The organism is Streptomyces ipomoeae 91-03 (genome assembly GCF_000317595.1).
Classification (GTDB): domain Bacteria; phylum Actinomycetota; class Actinomycetes; order Streptomycetales; family Streptomycetaceae; genus Streptomyces; species Streptomyces ipomoeae.
Genome location: NZ_AEJC01000328.1, coordinates 1 through 22,651, shown reverse-complemented (window position 1 = coordinate 22,651; position 22,651 = coordinate 1). Strand labels below are relative to the sequence as shown.

The 22,651-nt window shown below is 71.2% G+C and carries 19 protein-coding genes and 2 pseudogenes; 9 read left to right on the top strand and 12 right to left on the bottom strand.

What is annotated here, in order from left to right:
* The 4 genes and pseudogenes from STRIP9103_RS21575 to STRIP9103_RS21565 form a co-directional block, all read left to right on the top strand.
* Positions 1 to 681: pseudogene (locus STRIP9103_RS21575) on the top strand (FAD-dependent monooxygenase); the annotation flags it as partial.
* 304 nt (positions 682 to 985) lie between these two features.
* Positions 986 to 1,072 carry a putative leader peptide gene (locus tag STRIP9103_RS53160; protein WP_309474643.1) on the top strand — a complete coding sequence of 29 codons (87 nt, stop codon included), beginning with the start codon at positions 986 to 988 and terminating at the stop codon, positions 1,070 to 1,072.
* Between the two features lie 83 nt (positions 1,073 to 1,155).
* The gene (locus tag STRIP9103_RS21570; protein ID WP_009317302.1) at positions 1,156 to 1,713 is read left to right on the top strand and encodes a cupin domain-containing protein; all 558 of its coding nucleotides are present in this window, start codon (positions 1,156 to 1,158) and stop codon (positions 1,711 to 1,713) included.
* 65 nt (positions 1,714 to 1,778) lie between these two features.
* Positions 1,779 to 2,162 (top strand): rhodanese-like domain-containing protein, encoded by a 384-nt coding sequence (locus STRIP9103_RS21565; protein ID WP_048820706.1) that lies wholly within the window; start codon positions 1,779 to 1,781, stop codon positions 2,160 to 2,162.
* Between the two features lie 126 nt (positions 2,163 to 2,288).
* Here STRIP9103_RS21565 and recX read toward each other — a convergent pair.
* The 4 genes and pseudogenes from recX to STRIP9103_RS21545 all read right to left on the bottom strand — a co-directional run bounded on the left by recX (position 2,289) and on the right by STRIP9103_RS21545 (position 6,199).
* Positions 2,289 to 3,088: pseudogene (gene recX / locus STRIP9103_RS45545) on the bottom strand (recombination regulator RecX).
* Between the two features lie 3 nt (positions 3,089 to 3,091).
* Entirely contained in the window at positions 3,092 to 4,222 is a 1,131-nt protein-coding gene (gene recA / locus STRIP9103_RS21555) for a recombinase RecA (protein WP_009317306.1), read from the bottom strand.
* A 218-nt stretch (positions 4,223 to 4,440) separates the two neighbouring features.
* Positions 4,441 to 5,805 carry an AI-2E family transporter gene (locus tag STRIP9103_RS21550; RefSeq protein WP_078613995.1) on the bottom strand — a complete coding sequence of 455 codons (1,365 nt, stop codon included), beginning with the start codon at positions 5,803 to 5,805 and terminating at the stop codon, positions 4,441 to 4,443.
* Between the two features lie 199 nt (positions 5,806 to 6,004).
* Entirely contained in the window at positions 6,005 to 6,199 is a 195-nt protein-coding gene (locus tag STRIP9103_RS21545; protein WP_009317322.1) for a DUF3046 domain-containing protein, read from the bottom strand.
* A gap of 79 nt (positions 6,200 to 6,278) precedes the next feature.
* Between STRIP9103_RS21545 and STRIP9103_RS21540 the strand changes: the two genes are divergently transcribed.
* Complete coding sequence (locus tag STRIP9103_RS21540) at positions 6,279 to 7,223, top strand: hypothetical protein (protein ID WP_009317312.1); 945 nt, start codon at positions 6,279 to 6,281, stop codon at positions 7,221 to 7,223.
* Between the two features lie 67 nt (positions 7,224 to 7,290).
* Here STRIP9103_RS21540 and STRIP9103_RS21535 read toward each other — a convergent pair whose 3' ends face one another.
* From STRIP9103_RS21535 to STRIP9103_RS21525, 3 genes are all read right to left on the bottom strand, one after another.
* Positions 7,291 to 7,599, bottom strand: coding sequence for an AzlD domain-containing protein (locus STRIP9103_RS21535; RefSeq protein ID WP_009317307.1), 309 nt, complete (start codon positions 7,597 to 7,599; stop codon positions 7,291 to 7,293).
* Positions 7,596 to 8,465 (bottom strand): AzlC family ABC transporter permease, encoded by an 870-nt coding sequence (locus STRIP9103_RS21530; protein ID WP_009317301.1) that lies wholly within the window; start codon positions 8,463 to 8,465, stop codon positions 7,596 to 7,598. The genes STRIP9103_RS21535 and STRIP9103_RS21530 overlap by 4 nt, the downstream gene beginning before the upstream one ends.
* 111 nt (positions 8,466 to 8,576) lie before the next feature.
* Positions 8,577 to 9,467 (bottom strand): AraC family transcriptional regulator, encoded by an 891-nt coding sequence (locus tag STRIP9103_RS21525; protein WP_048820704.1) that lies wholly within the window; start codon positions 9,465 to 9,467, stop codon positions 8,577 to 8,579.
* Positions 9,468 to 9,795: 328 nt separating this feature from the next.
* On the opposite strand from STRIP9103_RS21525, the gene STRIP9103_RS21520 reads away from it, so the two are divergent.
* From STRIP9103_RS21520 to STRIP9103_RS46835, 4 genes are all read left to right on the top strand, one after another.
* On the top strand, positions 9,796 to 14,736 hold the full coding sequence (locus STRIP9103_RS21520) for an ATP-dependent helicase (protein WP_009317299.1): 4,941 nt from the start codon (positions 9,796 to 9,798) through the stop codon (positions 14,734 to 14,736).
* 230 nt (positions 14,737 to 14,966) lie between these two features.
* Positions 14,967 to 15,815: an Fpg/Nei family DNA glycosylase gene (locus STRIP9103_RS21515; protein WP_009317319.1), complete on the top strand. Its 849-nt coding sequence runs from the start codon at positions 14,967 to 14,969 to the stop codon at positions 15,813 to 15,815.
* A gap of 96 nt (positions 15,816 to 15,911) precedes the next feature.
* Complete coding sequence (locus STRIP9103_RS21510; RefSeq protein ID WP_009317303.1) at positions 15,912 to 16,676, top strand: SDR family NAD(P)-dependent oxidoreductase; 765 nt, start codon at positions 15,912 to 15,914, stop codon at positions 16,674 to 16,676.
* Positions 16,677 to 17,005: 329 nt separating this feature from the next.
* Positions 17,006 to 17,880, top strand: a protein-coding gene (locus STRIP9103_RS46835) for an IS5 family transposase (RefSeq protein WP_374005668.1) whose coding sequence is annotated in 2 segments (ribosomal slippage) — positions 17,006 to 17,395 and positions 17,398 to 17,880 — 873 coding nt in all. Because the reading frame shifts where the segments join, the coding sequence is not laid out codon by codon here.
* Between the two features lie 627 nt (positions 17,881 to 18,507).
* Here the strand turns inward: STRIP9103_RS46835 and STRIP9103_RS21495 are convergent.
* From STRIP9103_RS21495 to rimO, 5 genes are all read right to left on the bottom strand, one after another.
* On the bottom strand, positions 18,508 to 18,978 hold the full coding sequence (locus STRIP9103_RS21495; protein ID WP_009317324.1) for a Dps family protein: 471 nt from the start codon (positions 18,976 to 18,978) through the stop codon (positions 18,508 to 18,510).
* Positions 18,979 to 19,295: 317 nt separating this feature from the next.
* Positions 19,296 to 19,673, bottom strand: a complete 378-nt coding sequence (locus STRIP9103_RS21490) for a helix-turn-helix domain-containing protein (protein WP_009317300.1) — start codon at positions 19,671 to 19,673, stop codon at positions 19,296 to 19,298.
* 109 nt (positions 19,674 to 19,782) lie between these two features.
* A complete protein-coding gene (locus STRIP9103_RS21485) occupies positions 19,783 to 20,328 on the bottom strand; it encodes a CinA family protein (RefSeq protein WP_009317304.1) in 546 nt (181 codons plus the stop codon).
* A complete protein-coding gene (gene pgsA / locus STRIP9103_RS21480) occupies positions 20,325 to 21,119 on the bottom strand; it encodes a CDP-diacylglycerol--glycerol-3-phosphate 3-phosphatidyltransferase (protein WP_009317317.1) in 795 nt (264 codons plus the stop codon). Before pgsA ends, STRIP9103_RS21485 begins: the two co-directional genes overlap by 4 nt.
* Positions 21,116 to 22,609 carry a 30S ribosomal protein S12 methylthiotransferase RimO gene (rimO, locus tag STRIP9103_RS21475; RefSeq protein WP_009317315.1) on the bottom strand — a complete coding sequence of 498 codons (1,494 nt, stop codon included), beginning with the start codon at positions 22,607 to 22,609 and terminating at the stop codon, positions 21,116 to 21,118. Before rimO ends, pgsA begins: the two co-directional genes overlap by 4 nt.
* Between the last annotated feature and the right edge of the window lie 42 nt (positions 22,610 to 22,651).

The following is a 22,651-nucleotide window of genomic DNA, read 5'->3' as shown; positions in this document are numbered from 1 at the left end:
AAACTGGCGCTGGCCTGGCACCACGGCCCGCACGACGCGCTGCTCGACAGCTACCAGACGGAGCGGCGCGCGGTCGTCGCCGCCCGACTGCGCGCCGCCGACCAGGTACTGCCGCTGCTGCGCGGCGGCAAAGGGCTGCGCTCGTACGTCCCCGGCTCGGCCCGGGGTCACGACGCGCTGCTCGCCGACGCTCACTTGGGGCGCGGACAACTGGGCGCGCCGGGGGCGTACACCAACTCACCGCTCATGCCTCCACCCGCCGCCTCGGAAGCACCGGTCGACACAGAGCCCGGCGCCCAGGTCATCGACGTGCAGGTGACCGCCGAGGACGGCACGTTCGTACCACTGCGGGACCGGCTCGGGCGCGGGGCACTGCTGGTGGTGCTGGTCGCGCCGGGTACGGGGGTGTGGGAGCGCAAGCACTGGGTGAGCGCCGGGATCATGCCCCGGCTCGCGGCCGCCGTGTCCGCCCTCCCGCACTCCGCCGAGCTCCTGGTCGCCGAGAGCTACCCGGGGGCCGCCGCCCACACCGTCCTCCTCGTCCGCCCCGACGGCCACCTCGTCACCGCGCTGAGCGGGGTACGACCGGCCGACCTGTACGCGGCGGCGGAGGCGACACTGGGCGGGGCGAAGCCGCAGGCCGAGACCACGAAGGCGGCTGCGGGGTCGGGCTCACGCTGACGCCGTGGGGTGCTGTGGGGTGGAGTCATTCTGCGGCTGTGGGGAAGAGCGGTCACTCCGACGCCGTGGGGTGCTGTCGGGCGGGGTCACTCTGCGGCTGTGGGGAAGAGCGGTCGCTCTGACCGCGTGAGGCAAGTGGGGACTCTGAGGCTGTGAAGCAAGCGCGGGGTCCTGTCGGCGCCGAGAAGGGCCGTTGCCCCGGAGTCCGACGCCCTGGCTCCTGAAATCGCGGCCACCCGTCACCCTGTGTCCACATGGTGACAGCCAGTTGACCGGTCCGCCCGGTCATGGTGTACTCCGGTCCGTGATCGACACCTCTACGCGCCTGTGGCGGAGGGTCCACATGGACCTCGTCCGCTATGCGGGCTGCGTGTGTCGTCCGTCCTGCTGACTTCGCACCCCTCTTCCCTTTTCCGCGCGCGCCGCCTGTGTACTGCCGCGCGCCCCAGGTGAACGCACTTCAGGACGGTATCCGTGTCTGTCTCCCCCGTTGTCTCCTCCATCTCCGCTGTCTCTCCTGCCTCCGCGTCGGCCACCTCCTCCCCCACGCAGGCCGAACTGCTCGACTTCGTACGCCGCGTCGCCGCCGACGCCGAGCTGGTCGCCTCGCTTCCGCTCGACCCCGAGGGCCGCACCTGGATCCGGCTCGACGGGCCCGGCGGCAGCGAGGCCTGGCTCATCGGTTGGCCGCCCGGCACCGGCACCGGCTGGCACGACCACGCCGACTCGGTGGGCGCCTTCGTCACCGCCGTCGGCGAGCTCAAGGAGAACTCCCTCGCCGCACGGCTGCCCACCGACGGCTGGCAGACCCTCGAACTCACCGAAGGTGTCGACCGTGAACGGCAGTTGAGCGCCGGCAAGGACCGTTCCTTCGGCCGCCACCATGTGCACGAGGTCCTCAACGAGTCCACCGAGCAGCACGCGGTCTCCGTCCACGCCTACTACCCACCGCTGCCCCGCATCCGCCGCTACAGCCGTACGGGCCGAGTGCTGCGCCTGGAACACGTCGAGCGACCGGAGGACTGGCAGTGAGCAACCACCCCGATCGACCGGTGGAAGCGTCGGACGCTTCTGGGGATGTCCCGGTGAACGTCCCCATGGGCATAGACGAATTGCTGGAGCGGGTCCGGGCGGGCCTGGCCCGGGTGGAGCCCAAGGACGCGTACAACGCCGCGCAGGCGGGTGAGGCTCTTCTGGTCGACATCCGCTACGCGGCCCTGCGCGACCGCGACGGCCTCATCCCCGGCGCCCTCGTCGTCGAACGCAACGAACTGGAGTGGCGCCTCGACCCCCAAGGCAGCCACCGCGTCCCCGAGGCCACCGATCATGACCTCCACGTCATCGTCATCTGCAACGAGGGCTACGCCTCCAGCCTCGCCGCCGCCTCCCTCCAGCAACTGGGCCTGCACCGGGCAACCGACCTGGTCGGCGGCTTCCAGGCCTGGAAGGCGGCCGGGTTTCCAGTGACAAAGGCACGGTGACGTCCTGGAGATCGCTCCGACGGCGGTACGACCGCTGCCGGACGACTGGACCGCTACCGGATCGCTGAGGCGGGGAGACGGGCCCGATCGCAAGGGCGAGGAGGCGACTGCTCTCCGCAACTCAGTTCAGTACCCCTCGTCCTCCAACCCCTCCGTGTCCTCCCCCTCCAACGCCTGTCGGACCACCCGGAGGGCCATGCCTTCGGGGTAGCCCTTGCGGGCGAGCATGCCCGCGAGGCGGCGGAGGCGTTTGTCCCGGTCGAGGCCCCGTGTGGAGCGCAGCTTGCGGGCGACGAGCTCGCGTGCGGTGGCCTCCTCCTGCTCGGAGTCGAGCTGGGCGACGGCCTCGTCGATCAGCGCCGAGTCCACGCCCTTGGTGCGCAGCTCCCGGGCGAGGGCTCGCCGGGCCAGGCCCCGGCCGTGGTGGCGGGACTCCACCCAGGCGTCCGCGAACGCGCTGTCGTTGATCAGACCGACCTCCTCGAACCGCGACAGCACCTCGTCCGCCACGTCGTCAGGGATCTCGCGTTTACGGAGGGCGTCGGCGAGCTGCTTTCGCGTGCGCGGGGTCCCGGTGAGCAGGCGCAGGCAGATCGCCCGCGCCCCGTCAGCCGGTCCCCTGAGGACTCCCCTTTCTCGGCCCTCGACGAGAAAGACGAACCCCCGTCCCGCGGTCCCCCCTCCGGTGAACCCCTGTCGCCCGGGCCGTCGGCCGACTCCCCGAAGCCACGTCGCCGCCCGCCACGGCCACGCCTGCCGCGCCCGTCGCGGCCCGCCTCGGGGTCGTACGGCTCGTACGACTCATACGGTCCGAACGCGTCCACCGGGGCCGGCCCGTTCTCGGCGGATCCCCCGGTACCCCTGCGCCCCCGGCTCTCGGGGGCACTGGGGTGTGCGTACTCGCCCCAGTCCGTTCTGCGGGTCACGGACTAGCTCTTCGCCGCCGCGGCCTTGGTCTTCGGGGTCTTGGCAGCGGGGGCGGGCCCGGCCTTCGCGGCGTCGTCCGTGGCGGATGCGGCCGAGACCGCCGCGTCGGTGCCGGGCTCGGCGGTGGGCTCCTCGGGCCGTACGCCGACGCCCAGCTTCTCCTTGATCTTCTTCTCGATCTCGTTGGCCAGGTCGGGGTTGTCCTTCAGGAAGTTGCGCGCGTTCTCCTTGCCCTGGCCGAGCTGGTCGCCCTCGTACGTGTACCAGGCGCCGGCCTTGCGGACGAAGCCGTGCTCCACGCCCATGTCGATCAGGCCGCCCTCGCGGCTGATGCCCTGGCCGTAGAGGATGTCGAACTCGGCCTGCTTGAAGGGCGGCGCGACCTTGTTCTTGACGACCTTGCAGCGGGTGCGGTTGCCGACCGCCTCCGTGCCGTCCTTCAGGGTCTCGATGCGGCGGATGTCGATGCGCACCGAGGCATAGAACTTCAGCGCGCGGCCACCGGTCGTGGTCTCCGGGGAGCCGAACATCACGCCGATCTTCTCGCGGAGCTGGTTGATGAAGATCGCGGTGGTCTTGGACTGGTTGAGCGCGCTGGTGATCTTGCGCAGCGCCTGGCTCATCAGACGGGCCTGCAGACCCACGTGGCTGTCGCCCATCTCGCCCTCGATCTCCGCGCGCGGGACGAGCGCGGCGACGGAGTCGATGACGATGAGGTCGAGGGCGCCGGAGCGGACCAGCATGTCCACGATCTCCAGGGCCTGCTCGCCGTTGTCCGGCTGGGACAGGATCAGGTTGTCGATGTCGACGCCGAGCTTGCGGGCGTACTCGGGGTCGAGGGCGTGTTCCGCGTCCACGAACGCGACCTGGCCGCCGGCCTTCTGCGCGTTCGCCACCGCGTGCAGGGTCAGGGTCGTCTTGCCGGAGGACTCGGGGCCGTAGATCTCCACCACTCGGCCGCGCGGCAGACCGCCGACGCCGAGCGCCACGTCGAGCGCGGTCGACCCGGTCGGGATGACCTCGATGGGCTCCTTCGACCGCTCGCCCATGCGCATGACCGCGCCCTTGCCGAATTGTCGTTCAATCTGTGCGAGCGCGGCGTCGAGCGCCTTCTCGCGGTCGGTTCCTGCCATGGGTTCCACCCGGTTTGCTTGAGTCGATCGCTTCACGTGAAAGACGCTAACGCCTGCCACTGACAATGGGCCCCGCCGCCCGCCCAGCCTGTGGATAACTCGGGCACTTCTCCACGAAAACCCTTGGAAAACGGCCGCGCCCAAGCTCGCCGGAGCCTCCATAAGAATGGATGTTCGATTTTGGTGTCAAGCGCACCACACGGCTTCCAGGACGCGTCCTACCGGCCGGTGTCTTCCGGCCCGGCGCCACCTTCCGCCCCGGCCCCGTCTTCCGGCCCGGCGCTCTCTTCCGGCCCGGTGCCGCCCTCTCGCCCTGCATCCTCTTCAGGCGCCTTGGCCGGGCGCGGGGTGGCGCCGTCCCTCTTCGTGGAGTCGTCCGCCGACCGTTTCGCGCCCCACTTCCGTTCCAGCGCCCCCAGCCGATGGCGCACGCGCGCGAGGACGTCTTCGCCGGCCTCGCCCTCCTCAGCCTCCTCGCCCCCGTGCGGGTGCCTCCGCAGCCGCGCGCGGATGTTGCCCGAGCCGCGTCTGCGGTGTCCGTGCACGCGGGGGTCGTCCGTGACGTCGTACCGCTTCACGTACGCCCCGAGGAACGCCTGCAGGGTGGCGATGGCGGGGATGGCGATGAGCGCGCCGACGGCGCCGAGGAGCGCGGTGCCCGCGATGACCGATCCGAAGGCGACGGCCGGGTGGATGTCCACGGTCTTGGCGGTCAGCTTGGGCTGCAGCATGTAGTTCTCGAACTGCTGGTAGATGACCACGAAGACGAGGACCCACAGGGCGTACCAGGGGTTGACCGTGAAGGCGATCAGCATCGGCAGGGCGCCCGCGAGGTAGGTGCCGATGGTGGGGATGAACTGGGAGACCAGGCCGACCCAGACCGCGAGGGCGGGCGCATAGGGCACGTTGAGGTATTCCAGCAGGATGTAGTGGGCTATGCCGGAGATCAGCGCCATCAGGCCGCGCGAGTACAGATAGCCGCCGGTCTTGTCCACGGCGATCTCCCACGCGCGCAGCACCTCGGCCTGTTTGGCGGGTGGCAGTACGGAGCACAGCGCGCGCCGCAGTCGCGGGCCGTCGGCCGCGAAGTAGAACGAGAACAGCCCGATCGTCAGCAACTGGAAGAGGCCGCCCAGGACCTGTGCGGAGACGTCCAGGACGCCCGTGGCGCTGTTCTGCACGTACCTCTGCAGCCAGTCGGAGCGGAGCAGCCCTTCCTGGATGTCGACGCGTCTCAGCTCGGTGTGGAAGGTCGTGTTGATCCAGCTGATGACCGAGTCGAGGTATGCCGGGAAGTCCTCGACCATCTTGATGATCTGGCCGGCGAGCATCGAGCCGAGCAGCGTGACGAACCCGGCGGCCCCTATCAGGGTGATCAGGAAGACGAGGAAGGTGGCGAAGCCCCTGCGCAGCCCCTTCGAGGCCATCCAGCTCACCGCGGGCTCGATCGCGAGTGCCAGGAAGAACGCGATGAGAATGTTGATCAGCAGCCCGATGAGCTGGTGGAACGCCCAGCTGCCCAGTTGGAAGACGGCGACGAGCGAGAGCGCCAGCACCAGGGCTCGCGGGAGCCAGCGCGGCATGCGTGCGCTCGATGCGGCGCCGGGACCGGCCGGGGGCCGGCTGGGCGGCGTCGTATCGGACGGGGATGCCTGGTGCTCGACCTGCGCGGTCTCGTCTGTGGCCACGAACCAAGTCTCGCCCACCGCACCGACAACCGGTCGCCGCCCCTGTATCTCGCACCCCGGCAACCGGCGACTTCCCGCCGAAGCGTGTGGCCTTTCAGCGGTTTTCGGCCGGAACACCCATCGTCATGCACACCACGCGCCATACGTCCTTGGCTTCCCAGCCCGCGTCCAGCGCCTGGTGCACCGTGCGCCCGCCGAGTTCGGACATCACATGATCGCGCGCGAAGGTTTCGGCGTACCCCTCACCGAAGTGATCCGCCATCCGCTGCCAGAAGACCGTCAACCGCATGACTCCAGTATCCCGCCCCAGGGGGTGGGCCTGGCCGGGTCGGCTTGCGGATACCGCTTTCCACCCTACGGTCTGACGCATGGCCGAAACTGGAGCATCCCCACTCCCCCCGACGCCCTCGGCGCACACCCCGCTCGCGCGCGCCGAGCAGTTCGTCTGGCTGACCGCGCGCGTGTTGGAGCAGCGCCGCTTCGCGTACCACTTCCTGGACGGGAGCGCCGACGCGGTGGAGACCGCGCTGGCCGCCTACCGCAACGCCGACGAGGGGTACGGCCACGCGCTGGAACCCGATCTGCGCGGGCCCGTGAGCCAGCCCCTGCACACCGGGCACGCGCTGCGGGTCCTCGACTCGATCGGACGGTGCGGCGGGCAGCGGGCGGAGCGTGTGTGCCGCTATCTGACCTCGGTGTCGACCGCCGACGGCGCCCTTCCCGCAGTGCATCCCAGCCAGCGCGGTTATCCGGCCGCCCCGTTCGTGCCGGTCGTCGACGACCCGCCCAGTGCGCTGCTGGCCACCGGGCCCGTGGTCGGTCTGCTGCACCGCAACCAGGTGTGGCACGCGTGGCTGTTCCGGGCCACCGACTTCTGCTGGGAGGCGGTCGAGTCCCTGGAGAAGTCGCACCCCTACGAGGTACAGGCCGCCATGGCGTTCCTGGACTCCGTGCCCGACCGCCCGCGCGCGCAGGCAGCCACCGACCGGCTGGGTCGCCTGGTGCGCGCACACCGGCTCGCCGCCCTGGACCCGGAACGGCTGGAGGAGTACCCGGTGTCGGCCGGTTACGCCCCCGGCGAGCATCACTTCCCACACGACTTCGCGCGTACGCCGGAGTCGCTCGCGCGCGCGTGGTTCACCGACGAGGAGATGGCCCGCTCCCTCGACTTCCTGGCGAGCGAGCAGCAGCAGGACGGCGGCTGGCCGATCCGCTGGCGCCAGTGGGCACCGGGAACCGCCCTGGAGAGCCGTCCCATCGTGACGATCGAGGCACTGCGCACATTGCGCGCGTACGGTCGGCCGATCGACTGAGGTCGACCGCCCGACCGCCCGGCCGTCCGGCCGTCCGGCCGTCCCGAAGCGCGCCGGTTCGGCCGCCTCAGCCGGTCATCGCCCGCACCCCCGCCGTCACGATCACCGCCGCTGCCACGACGAACAGGAACGGGGCTCGCAGGAGCAGCGCGACGGCCGCTGCGGCGAGCCCTGCGGCCCTCGCGTCCAGCACGGGGACGCGTCCGTCGGCGAAGGCCTGCTGGGCCGTGAGGGCGGCCAGGAGGGCCACGGGCAGCAGGGCGGCGAGGCGCCGCACAAGAGGCCGCTCCAAGACGCCCTCGGGGACCAGAAGGCCGATGAGCTTCACGGCGTAGCAGCCGAGGGCGGTCACCGCGATCGCGATCCAGACGTTCATCGGTCCGTCTCCTGCCGGCTGTCCTGTCGCCGGTCCTGTCGCCGGTCTTGTCGCCGGTCTTGTCGCCGGTCTTGTCGGTTGTCGTGTCCGTCGATCCGTGGCTCGTTCTGTCGGCTGTCCGGTGGAGCGCCCTGTCGGCCCTCCCGCCCGCCGTGGGGCCTCCGGTGCCCCTTCGCCCAGAGGACGACCGGTGCGGCCACCGCGGCCACCAGGACCGGCACCCCGATGGGCAGGACGGGCAGCAGGCCGAGCCCCAGGACGACTGCGATGCCCGCCACGGCCCGCTCCGTGGTTGTCTTCAGCATCGGTGCGAGGAGTGCCAGGAAGGCGGCGGGTCCGGCCGCGTCGAGGCCCCAGGCGTCGGTGTCACCGATGGCCTCGGCGCCCAGAGCGCCGAGCAGCGTGGTGATGTTCCACAGCGCGTAGAGCGTGAGCCCGGTGACGGTGAAACCGATGCGGGCGGCACGGCGCGTGGGCTGGGCGAGGGCGACGACCGTGGTCTCGTCGATGACCCATTGGGCTGCGAACGGCCGTATCGCGCGCGGGAGGGCCAGCAACTGTGAGAGACGCAGTCCGTAGAACGCGTTGCGCATACCCAGGAAGAAAGCCCCGGCCGCCGCCGTGAAGGGGTTGCCGCCGGCCGCGAGCGCCCCCACCAGGGCGAACTGCGAGGCCCCGGTGAACACCAGAAGGCTCAGCGCGCAGGTCTGCAACAGGCTGAGCCCACTGCCGGCCGAGGTCGCCCCGAAGGCGAACCCGGACAGTCCGACGGCCACCCCGACGCCCAGGGCGTCCCGGACGACGGCTCGATCGGGCTTGTCTCCACCTGCGTCGTGTACGTCTGCGAGAGCTGTCTGTTCTGCCACGCCCCGGACGGTAGGAGCAGTCGCCCTGGCGGGTCTTGTACGTTCTTGCGCCCGCGGACATGGTTCTCACGCGCGTCGTCCCCAGGTACATCGTTATCGCGTATGGCCTCCTCACGCGCGGACGTCGTTTGCCGTACGACCTTCCCCGGCCTCCTCACGCGCGCGTGTGTCGTCGAGGCCGCCCCTGCGTTCCCGCTGGTACGCGCCGGGGGGCACGCCCACGATGCGGCTGAAGTGGCGGTTGAGGTGCGGCTGGTCGGTGAAGCCGACGGCGACTGCGGCCTCCGCGGGAGCCGTGCCCGCGTCGAGCAGGCTCCGGGCGCGGCGGACACGGGCATCCGTCAGCCAGGTGTGCGGTGGCATGCCGTAGGTGCTGCGGAAGGCGCGCAGCAGGGCGAAAGGGCTGGTGCCGAGGTCGGCGGCGAGTCGTTCCAGGGGCGGCGGGTCCGCCATCCGCTCTTCCAGCACGGCACGCGCGCGTGCGGCGACGCGGGCGCCGGCCGTGCGGACGGCGCGTTGGGGAAGCGGCCCACCGTTCAGACGCAGCAACCGGGTCACGGCAACCCGCAGCAGGGTGTCGGCGGCGAGCGCGTTGCCCTCGTCCGCGGCCCGCAATACCTGGTGGACGAGGCCCGCGGCGTACGGATCGTCGAGGACGGGGCTGATGAAGCCGGGGGTGCCGCGGATCGTGGTCGTCTCGGCGGCGATCCCGGCCACCACGTCCGGCGACGGGTAGACCACGCCGTACCGCCAGCCTTCGGGCACACCCGCGCGGCCCGTGTGCGGGGTATCGAGGTTGACCAGGGCCAGCGCGCCCGGGCCCACGTATTGGTCGGCACCGCCGTGGTGGAAGACCTCGAGCCCGTCGGCTATGGCGGCGATCACGAAGTTCTCGTGGGTGTGCCGCACGAACTTCTTCTCGATGTAGCGGGCCCGCAGCAGATCGACACCCGGAAGATCCGAGTACCGCCAGTGCCGCGCCCGCTCCCCCGAACCTGCCATGGCTCCATTCTGCGGCGTGGGCCGTCGGACGGTCGGGCCGGAGTGGGTAGGGCAGCACGCACGCCGTACGGCGAGGCAGCCGAGGTCGGCCGACGATCCGTGCCGCATGCGACACGCACCAGCCACACCACAGCACCACAGCACCACAGCACCACAGCACCACAGCACCAGCAGACAGCTCCCACCCCACCATCGGCACAGGCGAAAGCGACGCGGTCCGCCCGCGCCGAAGCGGTCATCGACCGCCCCGGCGCGCTCCTCCCCCACCCCGCCGAAGCCGTTTCCGCAGGTCGCCGCCATTGTCAGTGGGCGGGTGCAGGATGGGGGCATGGTCAGCTCCGCACATCGAGCCCTCGACGGCTTCTCCCCCGCGACCCGCGGCTGGTTCACGGGGGCCTTCTCCGCGCCCACCGCGGCCCAGGCCGGGGCGTGGCGGGCGATCGGCGAGGGCTCGGACGTGCTGGTGGTGGCCCCGACCGGCTCCGGCAAGACCCTGGCCGCGTTCCTGGCCGCGCTGGACCAGCTGACGTCGAGCCCGCCTCCGGCCGACCCCAGGAAGCGCTGCCGGGTGTTGTATGTGTCACCGCTGAAGGCTCTCGCGGTGGACGTGGAGCGGAATCTGCGCAGTCCGCTGACCGGTATCCGCCAGGAGTCGGTGCGTCTGGGGCTGCCCGAGCCCGAGGTGAAGGTGGGCATCCGCTCCGGCGACACCCCGGCCGCCGAGCGCCGCGCGCTGGCCACGCGCCCGCCGGACATCCTGATCACCACCCCCGAGTCCCTGTTCCTGATGCTGACGTCGGCCACGCGTGACGCACTCACGGGCGTGGAGACGGTGATCCTGGACGAGGTGCACGCGGTGGCGGGCACCAAGCGCGGCGCCCATCTCGCGCTCTCTCTGGAGCGGCTCGACGAGCTGCTGCCCAGGCCCGCGCGCCGCATCGGCCTGTCGGCCACCGTGCGCCCCGTCGACGAGGTCGCGCGCTATCTCTCCCCGCGCCGCAAGGTGGAGATCGTCCAGCCCCCGTCCGGCAAGGAGTTCGACCTCTCCGTGGTCGTCCCGGTCGAGGACCTGGGAGAGTTGGGCGGCTCCCCGGTCGCCGACGGCAACGAGGGCGCGGAACGGCCGTCGATCTGGCCGCATGTCGAGGAGCGCATCGCCGACCTCGTCCAGGTCCATCGCTCCACGATCGTGTTCGCCAACTCCCGCCGCCTCGCGGAGCGACTGTGCAACCGGCTCAACGAGATCGCGTACGAACGGACCACCGACGAGCCCCTGGACGAGCATCACGCCCCGGCCGAGCTGATGGGCGGCTCGGGCGCCGCCCAAGGGGCGCCCCCGGTGCTCGCGCGGGCCCACCACGGCTCGGTCTCCAAGGAGCAGCGCGCCCTGGTCGAGGAGGACCTCAAGGCGGGCCGACTGCCGGCCGTGGTCGCCACCTCCAGCCTCGAACTGGGCATCGACATGGGCGCGGTGGACCTCGTCGTCCAGGTGGAGTCGCCGCCCTCGGTCGCCTCCGGCCTCCAGCGGGTGGGCCGCGCGGGACATCAGGTGGGCGCGGTCTCCACGGGCGTGGTCTTCCCCAAGTACCGCGGCGATCTCGTCCAGGCCGCCGTGGTCACCGAACGGATGCGCAGCGGCTCCATCGAGTCCCTGCGGATTCCCGGCAATCCCCTGGACGTCCTGGCCCAGCAGCTCGTCGCGATGACCTCGATGGACACCTGGCAGGTCGACGACCTCCTCGCCACGGTCCGTCGGGCCGCCCCCTTCGCCTCGCTCCCCGAGTCGGCGTTCACGGCCGTCCTCGACATGCTCGCGGGCCGCTACCCGTCCGACGCCTTCGCGGAGTTGCGCCCACGCGTCGTGTGGGACCGGGTCGCCGGTACGGTCACCGGTCGTCCCGGGGCCCAGCGCCTCGCGGTCACCTCCGGAGGCACGATCCCGGACCGCGGCCTCTTCGGGGTCTTCCTCGCGGGCGCCGATCCCAAGAAGGGCGGCGGCCGGGTCGGTGAGCTCGACGAGGAGATGGTGTACGAGTCCCGGGTCGGGGACGTGTTCACCCTCGGTACCAGTTCCTGGCGCATCGAGGACATCACGCGCGACCGGGTATTGGTCTCCCCCGCCCCGGGTGTCCCGGGCCGACTGCCCTTCTGGAAGGGCGACCAGCTCGGCCGCCCGCTCGAACTGGGCCGCGCGGTGGGCGCGTTCCTGCGCGAGGTGGGCTCCCTCTCCCAGGAGGACGCCCGGCTGCGCCTCCTCGCCGCCGGACTCGACGTCTGGGCCGCGGACAACGTGCTCTCCTACCTCGCCGAACAACGCGAGGCCTGCGGCCATGTCCCGGACGACCGCACGATCGTCGTCGAGCGCTTCCGGGACGAGCTCGGCGACTGGCGGGTCGTCGTCCACTCCCCCTTCGGCGCCCAGGTCCATGCCCCTTGGGCGCTCGCACTGGGTGCCCGCCTGTCCGAGCGGTACGGCATGGACGCCCAGGTCATGCACGCCGACGACGGCATCGTGCTCCGCCTGCCCGACGCCGACCTGATGGGCCTGGACCTGCTCGACCAGGAACCCATGAAGCTGGGCACGGAGTACGACACCGAGCAGGCACCGGTCGGCGCGGCGGACGTCGCCTTCGACAAGGGCGAGGTCGACCAGCTGGTCACCGACCAGGTGGGCGGCTCGGCACTGTTCGCGTCCCGTTTCCGCGAGTGCGCCGCCCGTGCGCTCCTGCTGCCCCGCCGCAACCCCGGCAAGCGCACCCCACTGTGGCAGCAGCGGCAGCGCGCCGCCCAACTGCTCCAGGTGGCGAGTGAGTTCGGCTCGTTCCCGATCGTCCTGGAGGCGGTCCGCGAATGCCTCCAGGACGTCTTCGACGTCCCCGGCCTCGCCGAGCTGATGGGCGACATCGAGTCGCGCAAGGTACGCCTCGTCGAGGTCACGACACCGGAGCCGTCCCCGTTCGCACGTTCCCTCCTGTTCGGATACGTCGCCCAGTTCCTGTACGAGGGTGACTCCCCGCTCGCCGAGCGCCGCGCCGCCGCCCTGTCGCTGGACTCGCGGCTGCTGGCGGAGCTGCTGGGCCAGGCCGAGCTGCGTGAACTGCTCGACGCCGAAGTGCTGGTCGAGCTGGAGCAGGAGCTCCAGTGGCTCACCGAGGACCGGCGTGTGAAGGACGTCGAAGGCGTCGCGGACCTGTTGCGCCTGCTCGGGCCGCTCACGGACGCCGAGTTGGCCGAGCGTGGCGCCGAACCGCAATGGGCGCGGGAGCTGGCCGGGGCCCGCCGCGCCATCCGGGTCCGGATCGCCGGGACCGACCACTGGGCTGCGATCGAGGACGCGGGCCGACTGCGCGACGCGCTCGGCACGGCCCTGCCCGTCGGTGTCCCGGAGGCGTTCACCGAGCCGGTCAAGGATCCGCTCGGCGACCTCCTCGCCCGGTACGCGCGCACTCACGGCCCCTTCACTTCGGCCACCGCAGCCGCCCGCTTCGGCCTCGGCGTGGCCGTCACCGACGGGGCGCTCCACCGACTGGCCGCGGGCGGCCGGGTCGTACAGGGAGAGTTCCATCCGGCGGGCATCGGCCAGGAGTGGTGCGACGCCGCCGTGCTGCGCCGGCTGCGACGCCGTTCCCTGGCGGCCCTGCGGCACGAGCTGGAGCCGGTGCCGCCCGCCGCGCTCGCGCAGTTCCTGCCGCAGTGGCAGCACGTGGGCGGCGGCCACGGGCTGCGCGGCATCGACGGCCTGGTCCGCGCGATCGAGCAGTTGCAGGGAGCCTCCGTGCCGGCCTCGGCCCTGGAGAAGCTGGTCCTGCCGTCCCGGGTCGCCGACTACACCCCCGCGATGCTCGACGAACTCACCGCCGCCGGCGAAGTCGTATGGGCGGGCGCCGGAGCCCTCCCCGGCAAGGACGGCTGGGTCTCGCTGTATCTGGCGGACACGGCCCCGCTGCTGCTCCCGCCCCCGCATCCTCTTGAGCCGACCGCGCTGCACCAGTCGATCCTGGACGCCCTCTCCGGAGGCTACGGCCTGTTCTTCCGCCAGATCGCCGACCAGGTTCGCGCCACGACACACCCCGACGTCACCGATCCCCAACTGGCCGACGCCCTCTGGGACCTGGCCTGGTCGGGTCGCCTCACCAACGACACCCTCGCCCCCATGCGCTCCCTGCTCGGCTCGGGCCGCACGGCCGGCTCCACGGCCCACCGCGCCAAGCGCACCGTCCCACGCGGCCGGTACGGCTCGCTCACCGCCGCCGCACGACCCCAGTCCCGTACCGGCCCACCCACGGTCGCCGGCCGCTGGTCCCTGCTCCCCACCCCCGAACCCGATGCCACCCTCCGCGCCCACGCCCTGGCCCGTACCCTGCTCGACCGACACGGCGTGGTCACCCGCGGCGCGGTGGCCGCCGAGGGCATCGAGGGCGGCTTCTCCGCCACCTACCGCGTCCTGTCCGTCTTCGAGGAGAGCGGCCAGGCCCGACGCGGCTATGTGGTCGAGGGACTGGGTGCGGCCCAGTTCGCGATGGACGGCGCGGTGGACCGCCTACGCGCGGTGGCCAACGCCCGCGACCGGGGCGAGACCTTGCCGAACACCGACGCGAACGGCTTCACCGGAAGCCAAGCCGGGACTCCGGCTCCAGGATGGCTCTCCACCGAACGCCCCGGCTCGGCTCCACTCCCAGAAGACAGCTTCACGAACACGCCCGACGACCTCATCGCCGAATTCGAGACGCTGGCCTTCGCCGACCCCGACGACGGATTCGCCACACCATTCGGAACCCCGACCGCCGAGACCACACCCTCCGCGGACTCGTACTCCCGCCCTTCCGCAGACGCCTACTCCCGAGGCCGCCCCCCGCACCGCACCCGCCCCATGCCCTCCGCCCGAGCCGTGGTCCTGGCCGCCGCCGACCCCGCGAACGCCTACGGCGCCGCCCTCCCCTGGCCCGACCCCCCTACCGAGGCCGGACACAAACCGGGCCGCAAGGCGGGCTCCCTGGTCGTCCTCGTGGACGGCGAACTGACCCTCTACATGGAACGGGGTGGCAAGACACTGCTGGCCTGGCCCACCGACCCGGACGGAAGGCCCACGGACGACCCCCGCCTCCCTCAGGCCACCGAAGCCCTGGCCTCAGCCGCCCGCGCGGGCTCCCTCGGCACGGTGACGGTAGAGCGCGTGAACGGCATCCCCGCCCTGACGTCTCCCTACGGCCCCCTCCTGGAGACAGCAGGCTTCATAGCGACCCCCCGAGGCCTACGCATCCGAGCCTGACCCCTGACCGCAAAACAGCACCTTGTAGCCGAGGCTCAGCCCGTAAGGGGCGCGGGGAGCGGCGCGACCAGCCCCAATGGCGCCCGCGCCCGCACCCGCACCCGCACCCGCACCCGCACCGACCCAACGAGCTCTCACACGCCACCCCAAACCCCACACGCACCCGAAAAACCCGCATGCACCCAAACCGCAGTCCCTTACTCACCCCCACCTCATGCCACCCTTGACCCATGCCCGAAGGTGACACCGTCTGGCAGACAGCGAAGCGGCTGCATACGGCCCTCGCCGACAACGTGCTGTCCCGCTCCGACCTGCGCGTCCCGAAGTACGCCACGGCCGATCTCACCGGCCGTACCGTCCTGGACGTCACCCCACGTGGCAAGCACCTCCTCACCCGTATCGAGGGCGGCCTGACCCTCCACTCGCACCTGCGGATGGACGGCTCCTGGAAGGTGTACGGCAACGGCGAGCGCTGGAGCGGCGGCCCGGGGCACCAGATCCGCGCGATCCTGGGCACCGCCGACCGAACGGCCGTCGGCTACCGCCTCCCCGTACTGGAACTGCTCCGCACCACCGACGAACACCGAGTGGTGGGCCACCTGGGCCCCGACCTGCTCGGCCCGGACTGGGACCCCGACCGGGCCCTCGCCAACCTCCTGAGCGACCCCGCCCGCCCCCTCGGCGAGGCCCTCCTGGACCAGCGCAATCTCGCCGGCATCGGCAATGTCTACAAGAGCGAGCTCTGCTTCCTGCTCCGAGTCACCCCATGGCTTCCCGTCGGCGCCCTCCCGCAGGAGACCGCCGCCCGACTCCCGGCCCTCGCCAAGAAGCTCCTCGAAGCCAACCGCGACCGCCCGATCCGCAGCACCACGGGCCATCACCGGCACGACCTCTTCGTGTACGGCCGCGCACCCCGCCCCTGTCTCCGTTGCCACACCCCCGTCCGCGCCGCCGACCAGGGCGACGGCTCCCGCGAACGCCCCACCTACTGGTGCCCGACCTGCCAAACGGGCCCCGCCCCGGCACCGGGCACACCACGCGCGCCCCGCGCACGCCCCCAGCGTCGTACGCCCAGTTGACGACCTGTATCCACCCCCGTACGCCCGCTCAGCACCCCGCTTCCGTCCCCGCACGACCAATTGACGCCCCGTCAGATTCGCTCGTACCGTCCCCACATGCCCATAACGGCGTACGACCTCACCGGCCGCATCGCGTTCGTGACCGGCGCCGGCGGCGGAATCGGCCGCGCGTCGGCCGTGCTGCTCGCCGAGGCGGGCGCGACCGTGCACTGCGCGGACCGGGACGCGCAGGGTCTGCACGAGACCGCGACACTGATCAAGTCCGCGGGTGGAACGGCCCACACCCACCATCTCGATGTCACCGACCGCGCCCAGCTCACGCAAGCGGTGGCCGCGTGCGGGAACCTGCACGTCATGGCGGCGATCGCCGGGGTCATGCACAGCAGTCCAGTGCTGGAGACCCGGGACGAGGATCTGGACCGGGTGTGGGGCGTCAACTTCAAGGGCGTGCTGTACGCCTGTCAGGAGGCGGCCCGCCTGATGATCGCCCGAAGGACAGGGGGCAGCATCGTCACCATGGCCTCCGGCGCCATCGACACCGGCAGTCCCGGACTCCTCTGCTACGGCGTGACGAAGGCGGCCGTGGTCCAGTTGACGAAGACCCTGGCGACCGAGGTCGGCCCGCACGGCATCCGGGTCAACGCGGTGGCCCCGGGCTGGATCCGTACGCCCATGACCGCCCGCCACGACAGCGAGGCACAGGCGCGGACGGAGTCGCTCATGGCCCGGCTGTCCCCGCTGGGCCGGGTCGGCGAGCCCGACGACATCGCACACGCCGTGCTGCACCTGGCCTCCGACGCCTCGGCGTTCACCACGGGGCAGATCCTTCGCCCGAACGGCGGTGTGGCCATGCCCTGGTGACCCCCAACACCAACCCCCACGCCTGAGGGCCGCCCCCTACCAGCTGCCCAGGCCGGCCCCAGCCACGCTCCCCCGGCCCACGTCAACCGCGCTGTCCCACCCCCGCATCAAGCGCGCACACACCCGCCCCGCCAACCGCGCCCCTCAGGAAAAGCGCCCACCTCGCTCCCCCAGAGCCCGCGTCAACCACACGTCCGCCCGGCGCACACCAACCACGCTCCCCGGAGCCCGCGCCGCCCCCACCCCAGGCCACATCAGCCCACAACCCCACTCCCCCGCCGCTAGGGTGCGTTTCATATGTGGATCTTGATGTGTCAAGATCCCACTTCGTGGGGCGGCATGATCTGACGAATACACAGTGGGCGAAGCTGGAGCCCCTGCTCCCGGTCGGCAAGAAGCCTGGACGGCCACCGGTGCACACCAAGCGGCAACTGATAGACGGCATACGGTGGCGCACCCGCGCCGGTGCTCCCTGGCGGGACGTGCCCGAGCGCTATGGCCCGTGGGAGACGGTCTACGGCCTGTTCCGCCGCTGGCAGCGGGACGGCACCTGGCACCGCATCTTCGAACAGCTGCAGGCCCAGGCCGACGCCGAGGGACTGATCACCTGGGACGTCTCGGTGGACTCGACCATCGCCCGCGCCCACCAGCATGCGGCCGGCGCCCGCAAAAAGGGGATCTGCAGATCGAGCCGCCAGGCGGTGTGTTCATCGAGCCCGACGACCACGGGCTCGGACGCTCCCGGGGCGGGCTGACAACCAAGCTCCACCTGGCGGTCGAGCAGGCCCAGAAACCGATGTCGCTGGTCATCACGGCAGGACAGCGCGGTGATTCCCCGCAGTTCCAGGTGGTCTTGGGCCGCATCCGGGTGCCCCGGCTCGGGTCGGGCCGCCCGCGCACCCGGCCGGACAAGGTGCGTGCCGACAAGGCGTACGGCTCCCGCGCGAACCGTGCCTACCTGCGCAAGCGCGGTATCCGCTGCACGATCCCGGAGAAGCGCGACCAGATCGCCAACCGCAAGAACCGCGGCTCCCACGGCGGCCGGCCACCTAAGTTCGACAAGGCCGACTACAAGGAGCGCCACGCGGTCGAGTGCGGAATCAATCGCCTCAAGCGGCACCGCGCTGTCGCCACGAGATACGACAAGTTGGCAGTTCGCTACGAGGCGACCGTGCTGGTCGCAGCCATCAACGAGTGGCTGTGACCAGCACTTTCAAAACGCACCCTAGGGCGCCCCCACGCCCCCGGCCCCGGCCCCCGAATCAGCCCCGCTCCCCGGCCGGACTCGGCCCCGCACCCCCGGCGAGGCGCGGCCACCCGCCCCCTGCGCCCCCTGACCACCCCCCAGCCCACACCCCTTCGGCACGCAATGCACGGGCAGGAGACTCAGCCCCCACCCCCCGGCCACGACCGCCCCCTCCACCGCACCGGCATCCGGTGCCAGCGCGAGCCGCAGCGCTCCCCACCACCACAGCGCACCGAGCCCCAGAGCCGCCCCCCAGCGCACTATCCGCATAGTCGCCACCTCCAGGCCTTCGGGCCCACCACAACGACGCTAGAGAGCCCCCGACGTGCCCAGGGAGGGCGCACCACCGGCACAGGGACGCACGGCTCACTCACGGAGACCGCACGCCCACGTCACCCGGTGCGCCCCGCGGCCCCACTCCGCTCCCACCACGCACCCGCCGCACCCACCGGTCACGCGATTCCGCCCAACCTGCCCCGACGCATCCACCCACCTCATGAGGCCTCCGAACCGACAGCACCAGGCCCCCGCCAGTCACACCCGGGCCGCCCGCGCATCCACCCGCGCTCCCCGTTCCGCGCCCCGCTACCCGTTCTCCGCTTGAAACATCCAGTGATGCTTCTCAAGATCCGCCGTGATCCCGATGAAGATGTCCTGGCTCACCGGATCCGCCTCCGCAGTGCTCTCCACCCGAGCCCGCATCCGTGTGATCACCGCGCCGAGCGCTCCGACGAGCGTGCCCACCGCGTCCGTGTCCTTGACCCAGCCGTCGGGGACCTTGCCGATTCCGCTGCTCCCGGCGACCGTCGTGGCCCGCCCGTCCGGCGAGACGCCGAGGGTGGCGGCGCGCTCGGCGACCGTGTCCGAGTGCAGTCGCGCGGTGTCCACGACCTCGTCGAGCTGGAGATGGACGGAGCGGAAGCGCGGCCCGACCACGTTCCAGTGGATCTGCTTGGCCACGAGGGAGAGGCCCACGAGATCGACGAGGGCTCCTTGCAGTGCCTCGGAGACGGTCTTGAGATCGGCGTCGGACAACGGGCTCTTCACGACGTACATCAGCACGCTCCGGTTCTCGCTATCACCAGGCGCGGCCGTACGAACCCCTCGCGCGCACGGCCCCCGTGGCCCGCCTCTCCACCATGACCGCCCACTCACCCTCCGGCAAACGGGACCCCGGCACCCACGCGGCTCGACTCGCCCATCTCCGGACGGACAAGGCCCCCGGACAACACAAAAGCCCCGGCCGGCACCCCCAGGTCTCCCTGAAGGCCCCGTCGGGGCTCCCGCGTCGCTTCACCTCATCGGCACGCGCTCAACCTCACATCCACGCACGGCCGATCTCACGACCGCACGCGGCGAACCTCACATGGTCGTCACGCCGCGACGACGCCCACCGCTTCGGTGGGTGCCTTGATCGTGACCCGCTCCGGTGGCACACCTGTCACCGATACGGAGTTGAGTACGGGTCGACGCACTGGTGCTGGCACCGGCTCGGTGGCCGCTGCGGACTGGGCCAGCTCGGCAAGGGCGAGCTCATCGCTCACTTCCCGCATGAGCTCGGACATCCGTACGTCCAGCGCGTCGCAAATGGCGGAGAGCAGCTCGGAGGAAGCCTCCTTCTGCCCCCGCTCCACCTCGGAGAGATAGCCGAGTGAGACTCGGGCGGACGAGGAGACTTCGCGCAGAGTACGGCCCTGGCGCTGGCGCTGCCGACGCAGCACGTCACCAAGCAGGCGACGGAGCAGAATCATCGGTGGCTCCCTCCTCGGACCGTGTAGCCGCATCCTTCACGCCCCACCGTACCGCCTCGCGCTGCGGCCGTGCGGGGAGCGCTGTTGTGTTCACTCAGGGCTGCAAACATCAAGTCCCCCCGTTCTGTTCCGTATCCTGTGCCCGCTCATTCCCGGTCTGTTCGCCCGCGAGCTCCTCAAGGAGGAGTGCGAGTACGCTCCGTACACTCTCCTTACGGATTTCCGTCCGGCCGCCGTTCAACCTCAACGCCGCCACTTTCCCGCCATCGAATGCCCCCGAATCCGCTGTGGAGGGCCCGGCGACGGCCACATAGACCATGCCGACGGGCCGGCCGTCCTGCGGTTCGGGGCCCGCGACGCCGGTGGTCGAAATTCCCCAGTCGGCGCCGAGCGCCTTGCGTACGCCGTCCGCCATCTGAGCCGCGACCTGCGCATCCACCGCTCCATGCTGGTCCAGGAGAGTGGCGTCGACACCGAGCAACTGGTGCTTCAGCTCCGTGGCGTACGCGGTGACCGAGCCCCGGAAGACCTGGGAGGCACCCGGGGTCGCGGTGATCTCGGCCGCGACCAGACCACCGGTCAGCGACTCGGCGACGGCGAGCGTCTCGCCTCTCACTCTCAGTAGTCGCAGCACGTCGGCGGCCGTGGACGTCACCGTTCCGCTCCCTCCGACGCGGCTTCGCGCTCGGCGATTCCGCGCTGGCGCAGCACAATGGCCTGTCTCACATAGTCGAGTCCGGTGACGACGGTGAGGACGACCGCCACAGCCATCACCCACCACCTCAGGGTGGCCAGGGGCCCCTCCAGTGCCAGGACGTACATCCCGACGGCGGTGCCCTGGGTGAGGGTCTTCAGCTTGCCGCCGCGGCTCGCCGGGATCACTCCGTACCGGATGACGAGGAAACGCAGCAGCGTGATCCCGAGTTCCCGGCCGAGGATGACCCCGGTCACCCACCACGGCAGATCACCGAGGGACGACAGGCAGATCAGCGCGGCTCCCATGATCGCCTTGTCGGCGATGGGGTCGGCGATCTTCCCGAAGTCGGTGACGAGGTCGTACGTCCGGGCCAGGTGGCCGTCGAAGATGTCGGTGATCATGGCGACGGCGAAGGCCGCCCAGGCCCAGGCCCGCCAGACCGGGTCGTAGCCGCCGTCCATGAGCATCAGCACGACGAAGCCCGGGACGAGGACCAGGCGAACCATGGTGAGGATGTTCGCGATGTTCCAGAGGCTGGCCTGGTTGACAGCGGCAGCGCCCAGCTTCCCGCCGCGTACGGGCCGCGCACCCCCAGGAACGCCTGAAGTACCGGAAACGCCGGAAGTACCGGGAGCACTCGCGACGCTGTTGGCACCCATGGCACCCATGGCGCCCTGGGCGTCCTCGGCATTCGTGGCGCTCTTGGCGCCGGAGGAGCCGCCCGCCGCGGATGCCGGGACTCCCGTCATCTGGCCGCCTCCTCAGTACACGCGAGCGACCCCGGAAGCACCTCGGCCACCAGGTCGACCCCTTCCGTGCCGATCACCTTGGCGTCGACCACAAGACCCACGCTCAGGTCCTCAAGACCGGCGCCGAGGCCCTCGCCGCTCATGAACAGCACCTGGCCGTCCGTCTCGGGCGCCTGGTGCGCGGCACGCCCGTAGGCGCCCTCTTCGCCGTCGACCGACTCCACCAGCACACGCACGGTCTGCCCGACGCGCTCCTCGGCGCGCTGCGAGACCAGTTCCTCGGCCAGCCGGGAGATGTGCGCGAGCCGCTCGGCGACCACGTCCTCGTCCAGCTTGTTGTCGTACGTCGCGGCCTCGGTGCCCTCCTCATCGGAGTACCCGAAGACACCGATGGCGTCCAGCCGCGCGCCGTTGAGGAACCGCTCCAACTCGGCGAAGTCGTCCTCGGTCTCGCCAGGGAAGCCGACGATGAAGTTGGACCGCACACCGGCCTCGGGGGCCTTGCCGCGGATGGTGTCGAGCAGTTCCAGGAAGCGGTCGGTGTCGCCGAAGCGGCGCATGGCGCGCAGCACGGCGGGAGCGGAGTGCTGGAAGGAGAGGTCGAAGTAGGGCACGACCTTGGGCGTGGAGGTGAGCACGTCGATGAGCCCGGGCCGCATCTCGGCGGGCTGGAGGTAGCTCACGCGCACCCGCTCGATGCCGTCGACCTCGGCCAGCCCGGGCAGCAGCGACTCCAGCAGACGGATGTCGCCCAGGTCCTTGCCGTAGGAAGTGTTGTTCTCGGAGACCAGCATGATCTCCTTGACGCCCTGCTCGGCCAGCCAGCGCGTCTCGTTCAGCACGTCCGAGGGGCGGCGGGAGATGAAGGAGCCGCGGAAGGACGGGATGGCACAGAAGGAGCAGCGGCGGTCGCAGCCGGAGGCGAGCTTCACGGAGGCGACGGGCGAGCCGTCGAGGCGGCGGCGCAGCGGTGCGCGCGGCCCGGAGGCCGGAGCGAGTCCTTCCGGAAGGTCGACGGGGCCGTGCCCCGGAAGCGCGACCCCAGCGGCGGACTGCTGCCGCTCGGCGGGGCTGATCGGCAGCAGCTTGCGCCGGTCACGCGGGGCGTGGGAGGCGTGGATGCCGCCGGAGAGGATGGTCTGCAGACGGTCGGAGATGTCGGCGTAGTCGTCGAAGCCCAGCACGCCGTCGGCCTCGGGTAGCGCTTCCGCCAGCTCCTTGCCGTACCGCTCGGCCATGCAGCCCACCGCCACGACGGCCTGGGTTCTGCCATGCCCCTTGAGGTCGTTGGCCTCCAGGAGCGCGTCGACGGAGTCCTTCTTGGCGGCCTCGACAAAGCCACAGGTGTTGACGACCGCGACGTCCGCGTCCTCGGCGTCCTCGACGAGCTCCCAGCCGTCCGCCTCCAAACGGCCTGCCAGCTCCTCCGAGTCCACCTCGTTACGGGCGCAGCCAAGAGTGACGAGTGCGACGGTACGGCGTTCAGGCATGGGCTCAAGACTACTTCGTCCCGCTGACACCCCACGTCTACG

Excerpts from the sequence above, each read along its gene's own strand:
- STRIP9103_RS21565 (WP_048820706.1), top strand. The coding sequence starts at position 1,779 with ATGGGCATAGACGAATTGCTGGAGCGGGTCCGGGCGGGCCTGGCCCGG.
- recA (WP_009317306.1), bottom strand. The coding sequence starts at position 4,222 with ATGGCAGGAACCGACCGCGAGAAGGCGCTCGACGCCGCGCTCGCACAG.
- STRIP9103_RS21550 (WP_078613995.1), bottom strand. The coding sequence starts at position 5,805 with ATGCCGCGCTGGCTCCCGCGAGCCCTGGTGCTGGCGCTCTCGCTCGTC.
- STRIP9103_RS21545 (WP_009317322.1), bottom strand. The coding sequence starts at position 6,199 with ATGCGGTTGACGGTCTTCTGGCAGCGGATGGCGGATCACTTCGGTGAG.
- STRIP9103_RS21540 (WP_009317312.1), top strand. The coding sequence starts at position 6,279 with ATGGCCGAAACTGGAGCATCCCCACTCCCCCCGACGCCCTCGGCGCAC.
- STRIP9103_RS21535 (WP_009317307.1), bottom strand. The coding sequence starts at position 7,599 with ATGAACGTCTGGATCGCGATCGCGGTGACCGCCCTCGGCTGCTACGCC.
- STRIP9103_RS21525 (WP_048820704.1), bottom strand. The coding sequence starts at position 9,467 with ATGGCAGGTTCGGGGGAGCGGGCGCGGCACTGGCGGTACTCGGATCTT.
- STRIP9103_RS21520 (WP_009317299.1), top strand. The coding sequence starts at position 9,796 with ATGGTCAGCTCCGCACATCGAGCCCTCGACGGCTTCTCCCCCGCGACC.
- STRIP9103_RS21515 (WP_009317319.1), top strand. The coding sequence starts at position 14,967 with ATGCCCGAAGGTGACACCGTCTGGCAGACAGCGAAGCGGCTGCATACG.
- STRIP9103_RS21510 (WP_009317303.1), top strand. The coding sequence starts at position 15,912 with ATGCCCATAACGGCGTACGACCTCACCGGCCGCATCGCGTTCGTGACC.
- STRIP9103_RS21495 (WP_009317324.1), bottom strand. The coding sequence starts at position 18,978 with ATGTACGTCGTGAAGAGCCCGTTGTCCGACGCCGATCTCAAGACCGTC.
- STRIP9103_RS21490 (WP_009317300.1), bottom strand. The coding sequence starts at position 19,673 with ATGATTCTGCTCCGTCGCCTGCTTGGTGACGTGCTGCGTCGGCAGCGC.
- pgsA (WP_009317317.1), bottom strand. The coding sequence starts at position 21,119 with ATGACGGGAGTCCCGGCATCCGCGGCGGGCGGCTCCTCCGGCGCCAAG.
- rimO (WP_009317315.1), bottom strand. The coding sequence starts at position 22,609 with ATGCCTGAACGCCGTACCGTCGCACTCGTCACTCTTGGCTGCGCCCGT.